At 37.3% G+C, this 17,727-nt stretch carries 13 protein-coding genes; 8 read left to right on the plus strand and 5 right to left on the minus strand.

The annotated features are described in order from the left end of the window. The first annotated feature begins 51 nt into the window (after positions 1 to 51). Entirely contained in the window at positions 52 to 1,626 is a 1,575-nt protein-coding gene (gene ndhD1, locus FJR37_RS08890; RefSeq protein WP_027400655.1) for a photosynthetic/respiratory NAD(P)H-quinone oxidoreductase subunit D1, read from the plus strand. Between the two features lie 351 nt (positions 1,627 to 1,977). Here the strand turns inward: ndhD1 and FJR37_RS08895 are convergent, their stop codons facing one another. The 5 genes from FJR37_RS08895 to FJR37_RS08915 form a co-directional block, all read right to left on the minus strand. Next, the gene (locus FJR37_RS08895) at positions 1,978 to 3,021 is read right to left on the minus strand and encodes a WD40 repeat domain-containing protein (RefSeq protein ID WP_168465813.1); all 1,044 of its coding nucleotides are present in this window, start codon (positions 3,019 to 3,021) and stop codon (positions 1,978 to 1,980) included. Positions 3,022 to 3,187: 166 nt separating this feature from the next. Then, positions 3,188 to 4,159 (minus strand): GTP-binding protein, encoded by a 972-nt coding sequence (locus FJR37_RS08900; protein ID WP_027400657.1) that lies wholly within the window; start codon positions 4,157 to 4,159, stop codon positions 3,188 to 3,190. Positions 4,160 to 4,804: 645 nt separating this feature from the next. Further along, on the minus strand, positions 4,805 to 4,981 hold the full coding sequence (locus FJR37_RS08905) for a hypothetical protein (RefSeq protein WP_197705515.1): 177 nt from the start codon (positions 4,979 to 4,981) through the stop codon (positions 4,805 to 4,807). Then, positions 4,965 to 5,354, minus strand: a complete 390-nt coding sequence (locus FJR37_RS08910; RefSeq protein WP_039201138.1) for an RloB domain-containing protein — start codon at positions 5,352 to 5,354, stop codon at positions 4,965 to 4,967. The genes FJR37_RS08905 and FJR37_RS08910 overlap by 17 nt, the downstream gene beginning before the upstream one ends. Position 5,355: 1 nt before the next feature. Further along, positions 5,356 to 6,645 (minus strand): ATP/GTP-binding protein, encoded by a 1,290-nt coding sequence (locus tag FJR37_RS08915; RefSeq protein WP_160289954.1) that lies wholly within the window; start codon positions 6,643 to 6,645, stop codon positions 5,356 to 5,358. A gap of 621 nt (positions 6,646 to 7,266) precedes the next feature. Between FJR37_RS08915 and FJR37_RS08920 the strand changes: the two genes are divergently transcribed. The 7 genes from FJR37_RS08920 (at position 7,267) to FJR37_RS08950 (ending at position 17,422) form a co-directional block, all read left to right on the plus strand. Further along, a complete protein-coding gene (locus FJR37_RS08920) occupies positions 7,267 to 8,814 on the plus strand; it encodes a ferredoxin--nitrite reductase (protein ID WP_168465814.1) in 1,548 nt (515 codons plus the stop codon). Positions 8,815 to 8,901: 87 nt separating this feature from the next. Further along, the gene (locus FJR37_RS08925) at positions 8,902 to 10,224 is read left to right on the plus strand and encodes a CmpA/NrtA family ABC transporter substrate-binding protein (protein ID WP_168465815.1); all 1,323 of its coding nucleotides are present in this window, start codon (positions 8,902 to 8,904) and stop codon (positions 10,222 to 10,224) included. 137 nt (positions 10,225 to 10,361) lie between these two features. Then, positions 10,362 to 11,204 carry a nitrate ABC transporter permease gene (ntrB, locus tag FJR37_RS08930; RefSeq protein ID WP_039201140.1) on the plus strand — a complete coding sequence of 281 codons (843 nt, stop codon included), beginning with the start codon at positions 10,362 to 10,364 and terminating at the stop codon, positions 11,202 to 11,204. 52 nt (positions 11,205 to 11,256) lie between these two features. Continuing rightward, a complete protein-coding gene (locus tag FJR37_RS08935) occupies positions 11,257 to 13,230 on the plus strand; it encodes a nitrate ABC transporter ATP-binding protein (protein ID WP_168465816.1) in 1,974 nt (657 codons plus the stop codon). Positions 13,231 to 13,412: 182 nt separating this feature from the next. Continuing rightward, on the plus strand, positions 13,413 to 14,252 hold the full coding sequence (locus tag FJR37_RS08940; protein ID WP_168465817.1) for a nitrate ABC transporter ATP-binding protein: 840 nt from the start codon (positions 13,413 to 13,415) through the stop codon (positions 14,250 to 14,252). Positions 14,253 to 14,513: 261 nt separating this feature from the next. Continuing rightward, a complete protein-coding gene (locus FJR37_RS08945; RefSeq protein WP_027400668.1) occupies positions 14,514 to 16,694 on the plus strand; it encodes a molybdopterin oxidoreductase family protein in 2,181 nt (726 codons plus the stop codon). 278 nt (positions 16,695 to 16,972) lie between these two features. Further along, positions 16,973 to 17,422, plus strand: a complete 450-nt coding sequence (locus FJR37_RS08950) for a phosphate-starvation-inducible PsiE family protein (RefSeq protein ID WP_039201143.1) — start codon at positions 16,973 to 16,975, stop codon at positions 17,420 to 17,422. Positions 17,423 to 17,727 lie beyond the last annotated feature (305 nt).

Consider the following 17,727-nt stretch of genomic DNA (forward strand, 5'->3'; position numbering starts at 1 on the left):
ATTAGATACTAACTTGCTGCCAAACATGATTTTAATAGCAGATTAATTGTGATGAATATAGCTAATTTCCCGTGGCTGACGACGATTATTTTATTTCCCATAGCCGCATCACTACTCCTTCCCATTATCCCAGATAAAGATGGAAAAACCGTGCGCTGGTATTCTCTCATTGTCGGGTTGATAGATTTTGTCCTCATTGTCTGCGCTTTTTATACTGGATACGATTTCTCTAATCCCGATTTGCAACTGGTGGAAAGTTATCCCTGGGTTCCGCAATTGGGCTTAAATTGGTCTTTAGGGGTTGATGGCTTGTCCATGCCCCTGGTTCTCTTAACAGGATTCATTACCACCCTGGCAATCTTAGCAGCTTGGCCTGTAACACTAAAGCCGAAATTGTTTTATTTCCTAATTTTGGCAATGTATGGCGGTCAAATTGCCGTTTTTGCCGTCCAGGATATGCTGTTATTTTTCCTGGTGTGGGAACTGGAACTTGTCCCCATATACTTCCTCCTGTCAATTTGGGGAGGGAAAAAGCGCCAGTATGCAGCGACTAAATTTATTTTGTACACCGCTGGTGGTTCGCTGTTTATTTTGCTGTCTTCCTTGACAATGGGGTTTTATGGCGATACTGTAACCTTCGATATGCGATCGCTCGCCTTAAAAGATTTTGGACTCAATTTACAACTTTTACTCTACGCTGGCTTCCTGATTGCCTACGCTGTCAAGCTGCCCATTATCCCCCTCCATACCTGGCTACCAGATGCTCACGGTGAGGCTACAGCCCCCGTGCATATGTTACTAGCAGGTATTTTGTTAAAAATGGGTGGTTATGCCTTAATTCGCATGAATGCCCAAATGCTACCCGATGCCCACGCTTACGTTGCACCAGTGTTAGTGGTTTTGGGGGTAGTAAATATCATCTACGCTGCCCTAACTTCCTTTGCCCAAAGGAATTTAAAACGGAAAATTGCCTACTCTTCAATTTCCCACATGGGCTTTGTTCTCATTGGGATTGCCTCTTTCACCGACTTGGGTTTAAGTGGCGCAGTTTTACAAATGGTTTCTCACGGCTTAATTGGGGCAAGTTTGTTCTTTTTAGTCGGTGCAACTTACGATCGCACACACACCCTCATGTTAGATGAAATGGGTGGTGTCGGTAAGAAAATGCAAAAGATTTTCGCCATGTTTACAACTTGTTCAATGGCTTCTTTAGCATTACCAGGAATGAGCGGTTTTGTCGCCGAATTAATGGTATTTGTCGGCTTTGCCACCAGTGATGCTTATAACTCGACATTTAAAGTCATTGTCATTTTCTTGATGGCTGTTGGTGTGATTTTAACGCCAATTTATCTCCTTTCAATGTTGCGCGAAATTTTCTACGGACAAGAAAATGAAGAGTTAGTTTCTCATCAGAATTTGATAGATGCTGAACCCCGTGAAGTCTTTATCATTGCTTGTTTGTTGATACCTATTATTGGTATTGGTTTTTATCCCAAATTGCTAACCCAAATGTACGACGCTACAACTGTACAATTAACAGCAAGATTGCGTGATTCTGTACCAACCTTAGCCGCAGCCAAAGCAGTACAAAATGTCTCTTTGAGTGCGCCGATAATTGGTAATTAATTTGTAATTACAACTGGGGTGGGTTTGATACCTAAACCCCCTGTGGTTGCCCCAAATACCGGGGTAGGCACGGGGGCGCTACCCCTACATCTAAATCTAAGTAGGTTAGCATTGAAAATCGTCGTTATGGCAAGGCAAAAGGCAAGAGTGAAGAGGGTTGAGGCGATTTTACTTTTGTTTACACAGATTTGTTTTATTGTGTTCACCTACTTAGGGACTTCCAATTAAAAAAATACCCAAAAATTTCTTGTGGTGCGGGCATCTTGCCCGCTAATCATCAAGGACGGGCAGGATGCCCATCCCACAAAATTGGGTAATTTATTTTTTGGTGTTCCCTTAAACCAATTAATTTTAATTCTCGCCAGAAATTGACCAAATTATTAATTCACCTTGTTCACCACCAGCGGCTAATAATTGTCCTTGGGGATGCCAAGATAGAGTAGAAACTCCGGCTTCAGTGTCAGTAAAAATCTGTGAAACTTCTTTGTTTTCATTCCACAAACATAGCCAACCGTCAGCACCAGCAGAAGCGAGAATAAAACTTTGAGGTGCAAAAGCGATCGCATTAATGATATCCAGATGATTAGTTAATACTTGCGCCTCCCAGCCTACAGATTCATCTACCGACCTCTCCCATGCTACTATGCCATCAACGCTAGAAACAGCCAAAATGGGCGCATCTGTGGGAGTTTTTATGTCTGACCAAGCTAGATGACGAATTTTCCCTGGAAAACCCCGCATCACCCAAGGATCAGGATGTTCCCATTGTAAAACAGTGAGAGTCCGGTCCATATTTCCAGATGCCAAATACTTACCATCATCAGACCAAGCCATTGCTGTACTGACGGTAGACAGAGGAAGAATAAATGGTTCATCATCCCAATCTTGAGTAGACCAGATTTTTATGCCTTTATATCCATTAATAGCCAAATATTTGCCATCTTTACGCCAATCAATTCCCAAAATAGAGGAATCATTAAAGTTAAGAGTTGTAACAACTTCTAATGTGTCTGCATCCCAAATTTGCACATAACGACCTAAACTAAAAGCTAATTGGTTATCGGTGTGACTCCATGCTAATTGGTCAACCCAAATCGGGGCATTTTCTAAAGTGCTAATTAATTTATTTCCGCACCAAATTTTCACTTTTCCATCTTGTCCACCAATAGCTAAATATTTACCGTCGTGGGAAAAAGCCAAACAATTTACCGCTTTATCTGTCGCTGTTTGTAAATTAGTTAATTCGCCATTTTCCCATAAAACAACTTCTCCAGCAGCCGAACTAGCTGCAAGTATTTCACCGTCAGCAGACCAAGCCAAAGCAGTCACATAATCTGCAAGTTTTGTAGAATAATGTTTTGTAAATTCTGGAGATTTATTAATTGTTAAGTTCATAGTTGTGATATTTTATTTTTACAGCAATTCGCCAAACCTGTAGGGGCGAGGAAACCCCGCCTCCATTAGACATCTGGTGAAAATTAAATATGCGTGACATGAAACCCCTGTAGAGACGTTCCATGGAACGTCTCTACAATCTTTACCGGAGATGTCTATTGTATTACTAACTCATACAAGCAAAAAAGTCTGCTTTTAATTTGGCTTCATCTAAATTTCTACCAATAAATACAAGTTCATTTTTGCGAGTTTCATTGACTTTCCAAGGTCTATCCGCTTTACCATCAAATATCATGTGTACACCTTGGAAAACAAAGCGATTATCTTCATTTTCAATATTTAAAATTCCTTTCATTCTGAAAATATCTAGACCTTGATTTCTGAGTAATTCTGTCATCCAGGCATTTAATTTTTCACCGTTAATTGTCCCTTCTGATACTATCGCTACAGAATAGACGCTTTCATCATGAACGTGAGCATCTTCTCCTAAGAAATTAGGATCAATTTCTAACGCATGATCTAAATCAAATGCTTGCACTCCTAATAAAGCTGACATGGCTAATTCAGAATTATGGGTGCGGTAGATTTTTGCCATTGCATTCATTGAGCGAATGCGAGTTTCTAATTCATCTAAGACTTCCGGTGTTACTAAATCAGTTTTATTCAACAAAATTACATCTGCAAAAGCAATTTGCTCTTGAGCCTCGTCCGCTTCCCAATGTTGCCAAATATGTTTAGAATCAACAACTGTGACTACTGCATCTAATGACAACTGACTTTGTAAATCTTCATCAACAAAAAACGTTTGAATTACAGGTGCAGGATCTGCTAAACCGGTGGTTTCAATGACTAAATGATCAAATTTATCTCGGCGTTTCATTAAATTGCCAATAATGCGAATTAAATCACCGCGAACTGTACAACAAATACAGCCATTATTCATTTCAAAGATTTCTTCATCTGCATCAATTACCAATTGATTATCAATACCTACCTCGCCAAATTCGTTAACAATAACGGCAACTTTTTTACCGTGTTCGTAGGTAAGAATATGATTTAATAATGTAGTTTTACCCGCGCCTAAATAGCCAGTCAAAACGGTTACTGGTACTGAATTGAATGTTTCTGAAATCATCATAGTCTATCCGTTTACTTATTTTAGGAACAGAGTATTAACGCAAGACGGAATGCAAAAGGCGTACAGGGTAAGTTTTACAGTTATCCGCCGTCTTGTAGTGTCCAAATAATAGCTTAGAAGTCACCAAGATTGAATGTCAAGAGAAAAATGTTTGGCTTTCGGTACTTATTATAAGTAATGAGACAGAATTAATTACACAATGTTATTGTGTAAGCGTTGCGTGGCGTTAGCCATATGGAACGAAGTGAAATGAAGCAATCGCCAGGGTTGTGATTGCTTCCCTTCGCTCGCAATGACTGTAAATATTTTTGTCCAATTACTTACTCAACATGGTTGGGACATGGACTTTTAAGAATTACGAAAAACCTAGATTTGTAGGGGTAAAGCATGAGCTTATTGGTGTCAACTTAACGTAAAACCCATAGCCCGCCTGGGAATGATAGCGTAGCGTGGCGTTAGCCATATTCCCAGTCTCATAGCAGAAGTCATCTGAAGATGACTAAAAATCCCCATAAATCTTTGACTATTAGCCCTGATAGCGTAGCGTAAGCCATAATTCATTTCTGGGCGGGTGTGGAAGCAATGTCAACTTAACGTAAAACCCATAGCCCGCCTGGGAATGAATTCCCAGTCTCATAGCAGAAGTCATCTGAAGATGACTAAAAATCCCGATAAATCTTTGACTATTAGCCCTTTTTCTAAAATCGCTAAATCATCTAATAAAATAATTTGATAATCTTGTCCAATCTTATTAGAAATTTCTGTTTGTTTAGGGGAATTAATAGCTAGTAAACCTCTCTTGATTTCAAAATAGGTATACAACTTCAGATAAGTTATTAAATTGTTCTTTGGTTAAGTTTTGCTGAACGATATGATATAAATGTTCAACCATTTCTCTTGGATTAAGTTCTTCTTTAAACAAGGGACGTTCTTCATAGAATTTAAGTAAAGTTTCATATACATATTTAGGATCTGAGTTACCAGCTTGTTCTTTTTCTCTATCTATAAACTCTACATGAATATAACTTAAACGAAAATCTTGTTCATATTGAGTGATTAAGGCATTGAAATAATTCGGTTCAGTTTTATCACCTTCCGTAGCTATTATGTATAGTTTCCATCTTCTATCTTTACCGCATTTACTAGCAATATAAATCGCGCTACGTTGATAGTCTGTATTTCTTTGTCTACCCATTTTATTTTTCCTCTCTCCATCCCAATGATTTTAAATTTTTAATAAAAGGTATTGCTCCAAATCTTCCATTAAGATATCCAGCAGCTAAATCTAGATTTTCAACGTCTGTATTAGCTAAAGAATAAAGTACAGATTGTCCATGTTTATCTTTTTCTACAAACCAAATTTCATCTTTTCTAAAAATATCCTTTATGTCTAGTAAAAAAACTTCATGGGTAGTAGCAATTAACTGACTATTGGAATTTGTATTTTCAGTTTTATTCAGAAAATAATCAAATAGTTTTTTGATCAGTAAAGAGTGCAGGCTTCTTTCAATCTCATCTACGACATAAACAACATTACCCCGTTTTAAATGCATTAGCATAGGGAATAAATCTATTAATCTTTGCGTCCCATCTGACTCTTCTAATATTTTAAATGGCACTTCATTATTTTCTTTATCTAATCTTACTGGCAACAAATTGAGGACCATTAATTTATCAGTTTCATCTTTTGCTTTAGAAATAAAACATTTTAATGCGGGTATATACACTGTATTTGCTTCACTTTCCTCATAAGGAAAATCTTCCCGGATCTTATCTTTTCTTTTAGAGGGTATTTCTTTATAATCATCTAAATCAATTGTATTAGTAGTAACTTTTTTAATTCCCAAATCTAATGATTCTAAAAACTTACCCAAAGAATTTTGAACTGATTGACTAAAAAAAGGTAGAAGAGGCTTGGAATCGGGAAAAATAATTGTTAAAACATCATTAAACCATTCATATATAGATTCTAGTTGTTTAACTTTCCGTTCTTGTGAGTTAGTTAAAAAAAGTAAATTTTCTCTTGTACTCGCTGCTTCATAACGGATTCTATTTTTTTCATCTTCAGAACTATTTAAAAAAACCTCATGATTAAAATTATGAAAATTAATATCTTCTCCTATTCTTTCATAAATAGGTATTTCCGTATTTACACCAATTTCAAACAACCATTCTTCATGAATTTTATGTTTATCAACTAGAAAACCATAAGCATACTGTTTATCCTGATTTCTAAACTCAAATTCAAACCTGGATGGTTTTGTATAACAGGTTTTATCTAATTTAAAATTATTAATATTTATATTTGTATTTTTTTCCACACCATCAACAATGAAATCTCTGGCAAATTTCATGGCTTTAATTAAATTAGATTTGCCAGAAGCATTAGCACCATAAATTATAGATGTTCTCAGTAATCTTATTGAATCATCAGAATCACCTTTAACTACATGATGACTATGGTTAGTATCATCGGCAGCAATCATATTAAAGTCTATTCTTTGGTTAAAGGATAAAAAATTTTCTACTGTGAATCTAATTAACATAATTATTGAAGTATCTAGTCAATTGCTTCTATCATACTTATAAAAGATTTGTAAAGTAAGATAATCTCATGAATTTTAATCCTTTATATACTTAGTATATCAACTAATTGGACTGCTAAATTCATCAAATTTATGAAATAATCAGTGTTTGAGACTCCATCTCTCATAGAAACCTATCATCTCTATTTTCTGTGAGTAATTGGCAGATTCAGTGTTGAAAGCTATTACAGGCATCACTACTTCCATATCACTATCTAAAATAAATAGACTACCTATGCGAAAAACCATACTACCATTATTGCTTGTATCTATATAAATTCGTATATTAAGATAATTTATGCAATAACCGCAATATTTATATCCGATTTTTGCATAATTACCAAAATTTAGTAACCTACTATACGAACTGTCATCAAAAATTACACTAACTTAACAACATCGCAACTGTTACACCACCAACCAGGAAACTACTATCAGTTATTTCCCCAAAGTGGCAAGTACAAAACCGATAAGAACACGGATACACAGTTAATTCAGTCCTGTTTCCCCAAAAAAAGCATAATGATAGAAACAGCAACTACCACAGACAAACTCAATAAATTCGAGAAATTCAAAGCCGAAAAAGACGGACTCGCAGTTAAAAACGAAATAGAAAATTTTGCCCAAATCGGTTGGGAAGCAATGGACGAAAACGACCTCAACCATCGCCTAAAATGGTTAGGTGTATTTTTCCGTCCAGTCACTCCCGGCAAATTCATGATGCGAATGCGTCTACCTAACGGCATTCTCAACAGCAATCAAATGTCTGCTTTCGCAGAAGTGGTACAGCGTTACGGTGAAAATGGCAGCGCCGATATTACCACCAGACAGAATATACAACTACGCGGGATCAATTTGGAAGATATTCCCGATATCTTTAATAAATTTCACAAAGTCGGATTGACTACTATCCAATCGGGGATGGATAACGTCCGTAATATTACAGGTGATCCTGTCGCGGGTTTGGATGCAGATGAGTTTTATGATACCAGAGAATTAGTCCAGCAAATCCAAGATATGCTGACTAATAATGGTGAAGGTAATCCAGAATTTAGCAATCTTCCCCGGAAATTTAATATTGCAATTACTGGAGGAAGAGATAATTCAGTTCACGCAGAAATTAATGATTTAGCCTTTATTCCCGCTTTTTGGGGAAATGAAGATCAAGTCCCAATCTTTGGTTTTAACGTCATTGTCGGTGGTTTATTTTCCGCGAAACGTTGTGAAGCAGCGATTCCTCTGAATGTTTGGGTATTGCCCGCCCAAGTTGTATTATTATCCAAAGTCATTGTCGAGATATTCCGAGATCATGGCTTACGCGCAAATAGACTAAAAGCCCGGCTAATGTGGCTACTTGATGAATGGGGGATAGAAAAATTCCGCGCCGAAGTAGAAAAACGTTTTGGTCAATCATTATTACCCGCAGTAGATAAAGATCAAATTGACTGGGAAAAACGGGATCATGTGGGCATATATAAACAAAAACAATCTGGATTTAACTACGCAGGTTTAAATATTCCCGTGGGAAGATTGTCTGCTGATGATATGTTTGAAATTGCCCGATTGTCTGAAGTTTATGGAAGTGGAGAAATCCGGTTTACCGTTGAACAAAATATCATTATCCCGAATATTCCTGATTCCGGTTTAACAGCATTTTTCACAGAATCAGTATTAGAGAAATTTTCAGTTAATCCTGGCTTATTAATGCGATCGCTAGTATCATGTACAGGCGCACAATTTTGTAACTTTGCCTTGATAGAAACCAAAAATCGTGCCTTAGCAATGATAAAATCATTGGAATCTGAACTAACTTTATCACGTCCTGTGCGAATTCATTGGACAGGATGCCCTAACTCCTGTGGACAGCCCCAAGTAGCAGATATTGGCTTAATGGGAACTAAAGTGCGTAAAAATGGACAAATGTTAGAAGGTGTGGATATTTATATGGGTGGAACAGTCGGGAAAGATGCACATTTAGGAACTTGTGTTAAAAAAAGTATTCCCTGCGAAGACTTACAACCCATATTAAGAGATTTACTTATTCATAAATTTGGTGCAAAACTTAAGTAACAGGCTTTGATTCCTCGTTAAATTAATTTAATCGCCAAAATCCAGAGATAACTGCAAACCCAAATTAAAATTAATCAAGAGTTTCCCATGAGCAATATTTCTCGCAGAAAATTTATTATTACCTCAAGTGTAGCAACCGTAACTTCTATCTTGGCGCACGGCTGTTCATCTAGTAACTCTGATTCAGTAAAAACAGATAGTGCTTCTTCCAATAGCAAACTAGCTAATAATTCCAAAGTTAGTAATGCCCCAAAAGTTGAAACAACCACAGCCAAATTAGGATTTATTGCTTTAACAGATTCCGCACCTTTAATTATTGCTAAAGAAAAAGGTTTTTTTACTAAATATGGTATGACTGATGTAGAAGTCAGCAAACAAAAATCCTGGCCAGTCACCCGCGATAACTTAAAAATTGGCTCATCTGGTGGTGGTATTGATGGCGCACATATTCTTACCCCTATGCCCTATCTGTTGACCATGAATGATAAAGTGCCAATGTATCTTTTGGCGCGGTTAAATATCAATGGTCAAGCGATTTCAGTTGCTGAAAAATTCAAAGATTTGAAAGTTGGTTTACAAAGTAAATTACTGAAAGAGTCTGTAAATAAAGCCAAAGCCGATAAAAAATCTATAAAAGTTGCTATGACTTTTCCCGGTGGTACTCATGATTTATGGATGCGCTATTGGTTAGCAGCAGGGGGTATTAATCCTGATCAAGATGTAATTTTGCAAGCAGTACCACCACCACAAATGGTAGCAAATATGAAAGTTGGAACTGTTGATGCTTTTTGTGTAGGAGAACCTTGGAATGCTCAATTGGTAAGTCAAAAATTAGGTTATACAGCTTTATCTACAGGTGAACTATGGAATAACCATCCAGAAAAAGCCTTTGCTATGCGTCAAGATTGGGTTGATAAAAATCCCAATGCTACACAAGCATTATTAATGGCAATTATGGAAGCACAACAATGGTGTGATCAGGCAGAAAACAAAGAAGAAATGTGTAAAATCTGCGCTGATAGGAAATACTTTAATGTCGCCGTAGCTGATATTTTAGAACGGGCTAAAGGTAATATTGATTATGGTGATGGACGCAAAGAGCAAAACTTTGCATATCGCATGAAATATTGGGAAGATAATGCTTCTTATCCCTATAAAAGTCATGATATTTGGTTCTTAACTGAAGAAATTCGTTGGGGTTATTTACCTAAAGATACAAAAGTGAAGGAAATTGTTGATCAGGTCAATAGAGAAGATATATGGAAACAAGCTGCTAAGGCTTTAGGTGTGGCTGCTGCGGAAATTCCAGCAAGTTCTTCTCGCGGTGTGGAAACATTTTTTGATGGGGTTAAATTTGACCCTGAAAAACCAGAGGAATATTTAAAGAGTTTGCAAATTAAGAAGGTGTAATTGTCGGTTGGGTTCAGCGAAAGTGTAACCCAACGAAATTTACTAGATTAATTAGATTTTTGAGGCTCACGCAGAGGCGCAAAGCCGCAGAGAAGAGAAGGAAAAGAGATTTTTAATATTTTACTTAGGAGAAATAAATGGCTGCTATTGTTGGAAGTCGTAGGGTTAGTAGTAAACAGCAGAAGGTAATTAATAAGTTTTTGATTAACAAGGTTATACCGCCGCTGTTTGGATTATTTATTTTTCTGATGTTGTGGGAACTACTTTGTTTAATTCCTAGTTTTCAATTACCTGGACCGATAGAAACAATTCGGGAAACTTGGGACCCTTTTGTTATCCATCCTTTTTTCGATAATGGTGACAGTGATAAGGGTTTAGGCTGGCAAATATTGACAAGTTTAGGACGGGTTGCTTTAGGTTTTTCTCTAGCAGCAGTTGTCGGGGTTATTTTAGGAATATTAATTGGTTCTAATACTTTTCTTTATAATGCTGTAGATCCGATTTTTCAGGTATTAAGAACTATCCCTCCCTTAGCTTGGTTACCAATTTCTTTAGCGGCTTTCCAACAAGCTAATCCTTCGGCAATTTTCGTGATTTTTATTACTTCGATTTGGCCGATTGTGATTAATACAACTGTGGGCGTGCAGAATATTCCTCAAGATTATGTAAATGTCGCTCGTGTTTTGCGTTTGCAGAAGAGCAGTTATTTCTTGAAGATTGTGTTTCCGGCAACTGTTCCTTATATTTTTACCGGGTTAAGAATTGGCATAGGTTTATCTTGGTTGGCAATTGTCGCGGCGGAAATGTTAGTTGGTGGTGTGGGTATTGGTTCGTTTATTTGGGATGCCTATAACACAACTACCGAAACTAATATGAGCGAGATTATTATCGCCTTGGTATATGTCGGTTTAGTGGGATTAGTTTTAGATAGAATGGTGGCTTTTGTTGCTAATAAAGTTGTCACAACAGAACAAAAATAATTCTTAGTTCGTCGTAATTTCTGAGATTGCCAATTATCCATTACCATTCATCATGAATACTTTTTTAGAAATTGACCATGTAGACCGAATATTTGACCTCCCCAATGGTGGCAAATATATTGCTTTAAAAAATATTGAATTAAAAATTTCTGAAGGTGAATTTGTTTCTTTAATTGGACATTCTGGTTGTGGTAAATCCACCTTACTAAATATTATTGCTGGCTTAGATCAAGCTAGTATTGGTGGTGTAACTTTGGCAGGTCGGGAAGTGAGAGAACCAGGTCCTGATAGAATGGTGGTTTTTCAAAATTACTCCTTACTTCCTTGGCTAACTGTAAGGGAAAACATCGCCTTGGCTGTAGATGAAGTCCATCAAAATCTACCTAAAGGAGAACGTCGGGGAATAATAGAAGAACATATTGATATGGTGGGTTTACGACGGGCAACTAATAAGCGTCCTAGTGAATTATCCGGGGGAATGAAACAGCGAGTTGCGATCGCTCGTGCTTTAGCTACCCGTCCCAAGTTATTATTGTTAGATGAACCTTTTGGTGCTTTGGATGCATTGACAAGGGGCAATTTACAAGAGCAATTAATGACAATATGTAATCAACACAGAATTACCTGTGTGATGGTGACCCATGATGTTGATGAGGCATTATTATTAAGCGATCGCATTGTGATGTTGACCAATGGACCAGAAGCACACATTGGCCAAATTATCGAAGTACCTATTCTCCGTCCCCGTCACCGTTTAGAAGTAGTTAACAATCCTTTTTACTATAACTTACGGAACGAAATAATTTACTTTCTCAATCAACAAAAAAAAGCAAAAAAACGCCAGAAACAACCTACTGCACCTGCTATTATTTCTAACAACAACTTAGAAAAAGTTCATTTGGAAATTGGCTATATTCCCCTGACTCAAGCTGCACCCTTAATAATTGCAAAAGAAAAAGGTTTCTTTGCCAAATATGGTTTAGAAGTCAACCTAAACAGCGAAACTAGCTGGAAAGACATAGGGAAAGGTGTAGTAACTGGTAGACTTGATGCCGCCCAGATGGTTGCAGGTATGCCCCTAGCCCTGACATTAGGTGCAGGAGGTAAAAATCCGGTGTCAATGGTAACAGCCATGACCCTTTCTCGCAACGGTAGCGCCATTACTTTCAGCCAAGAATTATTCAACAGTGGAGTAAAAAACTTAACAGACTTTCAAGCCATTATTAAGGCTGACTTAGACAAAACCCATACTTTGGGAATTGTCCATCCCGCATCCATGCAAAACCTATTATTGCGCTATTGGTTAGCAGCAAGTGGAATTAAACCTGATGTAGATGTTAGTTTGATGGTAATTCCACCACAAGAGATGGTAACTGCCCTCCAAGAAGCAAAAATTGATGGTTACTGTGTCGGTGAACCTTGGAACTCTCACGCAGTTGATCAGAATTTGGGTTTTATTATTGCTATCACCTCAGAACTTTGGCATGGACATCCAGACAAAGTATTAGGAGTAAGAGAAAATTGGGCGCTGGAAAATCCCCAAACACATCTAGCATTAGTCAAAGCCCTATTAGCAGCTTGTGAATATTGCGACGATATTCGCAACCGGGAAGAAGTTCTCAAATTAATTTCTCAACCTGACTATCTTGGTAGTAATTCCCTTCATCTTCCTCCAGGTTTAATAGACAATTACAAGCATGGTAATCACAACCAACCCCAAACTTCCCATCAGTTTTATTTCAACAAAGCCAACTATCCGGATCGTCATGAAATGCTATGGATTTTAACTCAATTAGCCCGTTGGGGTGTAGTAGCTTTCCCCAAAAACTGGGTAGAAGTCATTGACAGAGTTTGCCGTCCAGATATATTTGGTGCAGCCGCACGAGAAAGAGGCATTTTAGATATTGGTAGGGAAGAAACAATTCAATTATTTGATGGCAAAGTCTTTAATCCTTCTGAACCAATAGAATATCTAAAAAGTTTGGAAATTAAACGCCAGCTTCGAGTAGAAGAAGTATTTATCTAGTCATACCAATTCTGTATAAAGATGCGCCAAATTTAAAAAGGAACGAACCGCAGAGGCGCAGAGGACACAGAGAAGAAAAAGATAAGGTTACAAAATTAAGCGTAGCCTCATAAAGAAATGGTATCAGTTGTCAATTCTCAATTGTTATTACCAATTATCCATTCCCTATTACCAAAAATATCATGACAACAGTAAACTATAATAACAAAACTCAACAATTACAAACCCAGAAAAAAGAAGACTTCTTAGTAATTGATGGTGTCAACAAAATTTACCCCACTGATAAAGGATCATACACCGTCCTAGATGACATTAATCTCAAAGTTAGTGAAGGTGAATTTATTTGTTTAATTGGCCATTCCGGCTGTGGAAAATCAACACTGCTCAACATGGTTTCTGGATTTAATAAACCTACCAACGGGGTCGTGTGGTTACAAGGTCAACCCATAACCGAACCCGGTCCAGACCGAATGATGGTATTTCAAAATTATTGTTTACTACCTTGGTTAAATGTTTTTGATAATGTTTATTTAGGTGTTGATTCCGTATTTCCTCACAAAAGCAAATCGGAAAAACGGGCAATAGTCAGAGAACATTTAGCAATGGTAGGACTAATAGAAGCAGCCCAAAAGAAACCCAGTCAAATATCTGGAGGAATGAAACAAAGAGTAGCTATAGCCCGTGCCTTAGCCATCCGTCCCCAACTCCTGATTTTAGATGAACCATTCGGTGCTTTAGATGCCATCACCAAAGAAGAATTACAGGAAGAACTCCTGCAAATTTGGTCAGAACATCAAATCACAGTTTTGATGATCACCCATGATATTGATGAAGCACTTTTCCTCGCAGATAAATTAGTGATGATGACAAATGGACCAGCAGCAAATATTGGCGAAATATTAGAAATACCCTTTTCTCGTCCTCGTAACCGTCGCCGAATTATGGAAAATCCAGAATATTACAACCTACGAAACTATGCCTTAGACTTCCTCTATCGTCGCTGCGCTCATGTTGATGAGTAATTGGCATAATACGTAATTGGGAAAAGTCCCCAAAGAACCATTTGTATCTGATAAAGAAAATGAAGCCGAAATAATTAATCCTCAACCGATTTTAATAGCAGAAAAATAAATATCTCACGCAAAGGCGCAGAGACGCAAAGGCAAGAATACAAAAAACCAGAAATTAAAAATATTTCTCCTCTTATGAAATTATCTCTGAGTCCTCTGCGGTTCGTTTCTCATAAAAAATTTTGCACAATAGTGTGAAATCCCATAAATATCATGAATGAATTTACCAAAACACTTTGTCCTTATTGCGGGGTTGGTTGCGGTTTAGAAGTTTCTGCACCAGCCCAATATGGAAAAGCCACAAATCGAGATAGTGAAGGAATTCCTATTTGGCGAGTTAGGGGTGATAAATCTCATCCTTCTAGTCAAGGAATGGTATGTGTTAAAGGTGCAACTATTGCTGAATCTTTGGATAAAAGTAGATTGCATCATCCAATGGTACGCGATTCGTTAGATGCAGAATTTCGGCGTGTGAGTTGGAATGAAGCCTTTGATATTATTACCCAACGGATTCAAACATTGCGCTTGAATCAAGCCACAGATTCTATCTGTATGTATGGTTCTGGACAATTTCAAACTGAAGATTATTATATTGCTCAAAAGTTACTCAAAGGTTGTTTAGGAACTAATAATTTCGATGCTAATTCCCGGTTGTGTATGTCTAGTGCGGTATCTGGGTACATTCAAAGTTTTGGTGCTGATGGGCCTCCTTGCTGTTACGATGATTTAGAATTAACTGATTGTGCTTTTTTAATTGGTACAAATACGGCGGAATGTCATCCCATTATTTTTAATCGGTTAGCAAAATATCATAAAAAAAATCGCCATGTTAAAATGGTTGTGGTTGACCCTCGGCGTACCCCAACAGCCGAAGCAGCAGATTTACATTTAGCTATTCGTCCAGGTACAGATATTGATTTGTTAAATGGTATTGCCTATTTATTAATGAAATGGAATTATGTTGATCTAGCTTTTATTGATGATTGTACTAGCAATTTTCCGGCTTATGCTGAGGTAATTCGGCATTATTCGCCGGAGGTAGTGGCGAGTCGTTGTGGTATTAGTATTGAAGATTTAGAAACGGCTGCTAAATATTGGGGAAAATCTAAATCTGTACTTTCTTTATGGTCAATGGGTGTTAATCAATCTTCTGAAGGTACGGCTAAAGTTAGAACTATTATTAATTTACATTTAATGACGGGACAAATCGGTAAACCTGGTGCAGGTCCTTTTTCTTTGACTGGTCAACCTAATGCTATGGGTGGCAGAGAAGCGGGAGGTTTATCCCATTTGCTACCGGGTTATCGGTTGGTAAAAAATGCCCAACATCGGGCGGAAGTTGAGGATTTTTGGGGTTTAGAAAAAGGACAAATTTCCCCTGTTCCTGGTTTAACTGCTTGGGAAATGATCACTGGTTTGGAAACTGGAAATGTAGGTTTATTATGGATTGCTGCGACTAATCCGGCTGTGAGTATGCCAGATTTGGAAAGAACGAAAAAGGCGTTATTAAAATCTCCTTTTACTATTTATCAAGATGCTTATTACCCAACAGAAACATCAGCTTATGCTCATGTTTTATTACCGGGGGCGCAGTGGGGTGAAAAAACTGGGATTATGACTAATTCGGAAAGAAGGGTAACTCTATGTTCGGCTTTTCGGGAACCACCAAGAGAAGCAAAACCTGATTGGGAAATCTTCGCGGAAGTAGGAAAAAGATTAGGTTTTACTGATAAGTTTACTTTTAATAATTCTGCGGAAGTTTATGCTGAATTTGTTCAATTAACTCGTCAGCGTCCTTGTGATATGTCGGGTTTAAGTCATGGGTTTTTAGCCGCACAAGGTCCAACTCATTGGCCTTATCCACAAGGTAGTAATTCAGAAATTAAGCGTCTATATACTAATTTACGCTTTCACACAAATGATGGACGCGCCCAGTTTGGTGCATATTATTCAAGAGGACTTGCTGAACCACCTGATGATAATTATCCTTTTATATTAACTACTGGTAGATTGTATGGTCATTGGCATACACAAACACGCACCGGCAGAATTGAGAAAATTCGCAAACTGCACCCGCAACCATTTATCGAGATTCATCCCCGTGATGCTGCTGCTTTAGGTATTGTTGATAATCAGTGGTTAGAAGTGCGATCGCGTCGTGGTAAAACTAAGTTTCCTGCTAAAGTCACAAAAGCTATTTCTCCCGGTACTGTCTTTGTTCCTATGCACTGGGGTAAGCTATGGGCAGATGATGCAGAAGCTAATACTCTTACTCATTCAGAAGCCTGTCCTGTTTCCCTGCAACCAGAATTAAAAGCCTGTGCTGTGCAATTAGTACCAATCCCTGTAGAATCTACTGTTAAAAATTATCAATTTCAGTCTTCCCAATGGTAAGCTTTTAACTATATTCCCGAATTGGGAATTTACTACTTCATCTATTGTTAATTATAAATGGTTATGATTGTATTTTTAGATGCCTAAATTGTACAAGAATGATCATGATTAATCTTAAAATCTAAGTAATGGTTTATTACTTTTAAAAGCACTTTCTGGAACTGACAAGTTTGTGAAAGTAGAAAATATATTTATGATTTTTGATCCTTGAGATTTATCTACAGGATTTTTGTTTTATATTCGTAATTTCCAATTTAATTTTAATCAAGGAGTATCAAATGAGAAAATTCATTAAAAATTTTCTAGAACTTACCAGTGATAAAAGCTTTATTCACCTGATCGAAATTGTCGAGGTAATAGTTGCCAAATTACTATCTCTCTTTATGATAATAGTAATTTTTGCCACCCTTGGTGATTTAGCAATATTTATTTTTCAGGAAATACTTTCTCCAAAAGAAGGTAGTTTTAGCAAGACATTGTTTCAAATTTTCGGTTTATTTCTTAATGTTTTAATTGCTTTAGAAATACTAGAAAATATTACTGGCTACCTCAAAAAGCACGTTTTACAAGTTGAATTAGTTATTGTCACTTCTTTAATTGCTATTGCTAGAAAAATTATTATTCTTGATTTAAAAGTAACTGAAGGTATAGAAATTATTGGTTTGGGGATTGCGATTCTTGCCCTATCCATTAGTTATTGGATAATTCGGAGTAGTAACCAAAAATAAAATAACTTTGCAATAATAGGTAATTTATTCAATACCTTGTCCATTTTCTGTAGATCAAATTCTCAAGCTCCCAGATATGAAAGTGTTAGATTTTCAAGAACTAGAAATATACCTGACACCTTTTACCCCCTTTCCCTTTGTAAAGGGGGGTAACAATAAAAATCTAGTAGTCTGTCAACCCGAAAATGACGGATGTAGGGGGGGTAGGGGATGTAGGGGGGTAGGGGGGTAGGGGATGTAGGGGCCCTTAGTCCCCCCTTGTAAAGGGGGGAAACAATAAAAATCCAGTTCCCTCCCCTTTACAA

It is taken from the genome of Aphanizomenon sp. UHCC 0183 (assembly GCF_009712065.1).
Lineage (GTDB): Bacteria > Cyanobacteriota > Cyanobacteriia > Cyanobacteriales > Nostocaceae > Dolichospermum > Dolichospermum heterosporum.

Excerpts from the sequence above, each read along its gene's own strand:
- ndhD1 (WP_027400655.1), top strand. The coding sequence starts at position 52 with ATGAATATAGCTAATTTCCCGTGGCTGACGACGATTATTTTATTTCCC.
- FJR37_RS08895 (WP_168465813.1), bottom strand. The coding sequence starts at position 3,021 with ATGAACTTAACAATTAATAAATCTCCAGAATTTACAAAACATTATTCT.
- FJR37_RS08900 (WP_027400657.1), bottom strand. The coding sequence starts at position 4,159 with ATGATGATTTCAGAAACATTCAATTCAGTACCAGTAACCGTTTTGACT.
- FJR37_RS08910 (WP_039201138.1), bottom strand. The coding sequence starts at position 5,354 with ATGGGTAGACAAAGAAATACAGACTATCAACGTAGCGCGATTTATATT.
- FJR37_RS08915 (WP_160289954.1), bottom strand. The coding sequence starts at position 6,645 with ATGATTGCTGCCGATGATACTAACCATAGTCATCATGTAGTTAAAGGT.
- FJR37_RS08920 (WP_168465814.1), top strand. The coding sequence starts at position 7,267 with ATGATAGAAACAGCAACTACCACAGACAAACTCAATAAATTCGAGAAA.
- FJR37_RS08925 (WP_168465815.1), top strand. The coding sequence starts at position 8,902 with ATGAGCAATATTTCTCGCAGAAAATTTATTATTACCTCAAGTGTAGCA.
- ntrB (WP_039201140.1), top strand. The coding sequence starts at position 10,362 with ATGGCTGCTATTGTTGGAAGTCGTAGGGTTAGTAGTAAACAGCAGAAG.
- FJR37_RS08935 (WP_168465816.1), top strand. The coding sequence starts at position 11,257 with ATGAATACTTTTTTAGAAATTGACCATGTAGACCGAATATTTGACCTC.
- FJR37_RS08940 (WP_168465817.1), top strand. The coding sequence starts at position 13,413 with ATGACAACAGTAAACTATAATAACAAAACTCAACAATTACAAACCCAG.
- FJR37_RS08945 (WP_027400668.1), top strand. The coding sequence starts at position 14,514 with ATGAATGAATTTACCAAAACACTTTGTCCTTATTGCGGGGTTGGTTGC.
- FJR37_RS08950 (WP_039201143.1), top strand. The coding sequence starts at position 16,973 with ATGAGAAAATTCATTAAAAATTTTCTAGAACTTACCAGTGATAAAAGC.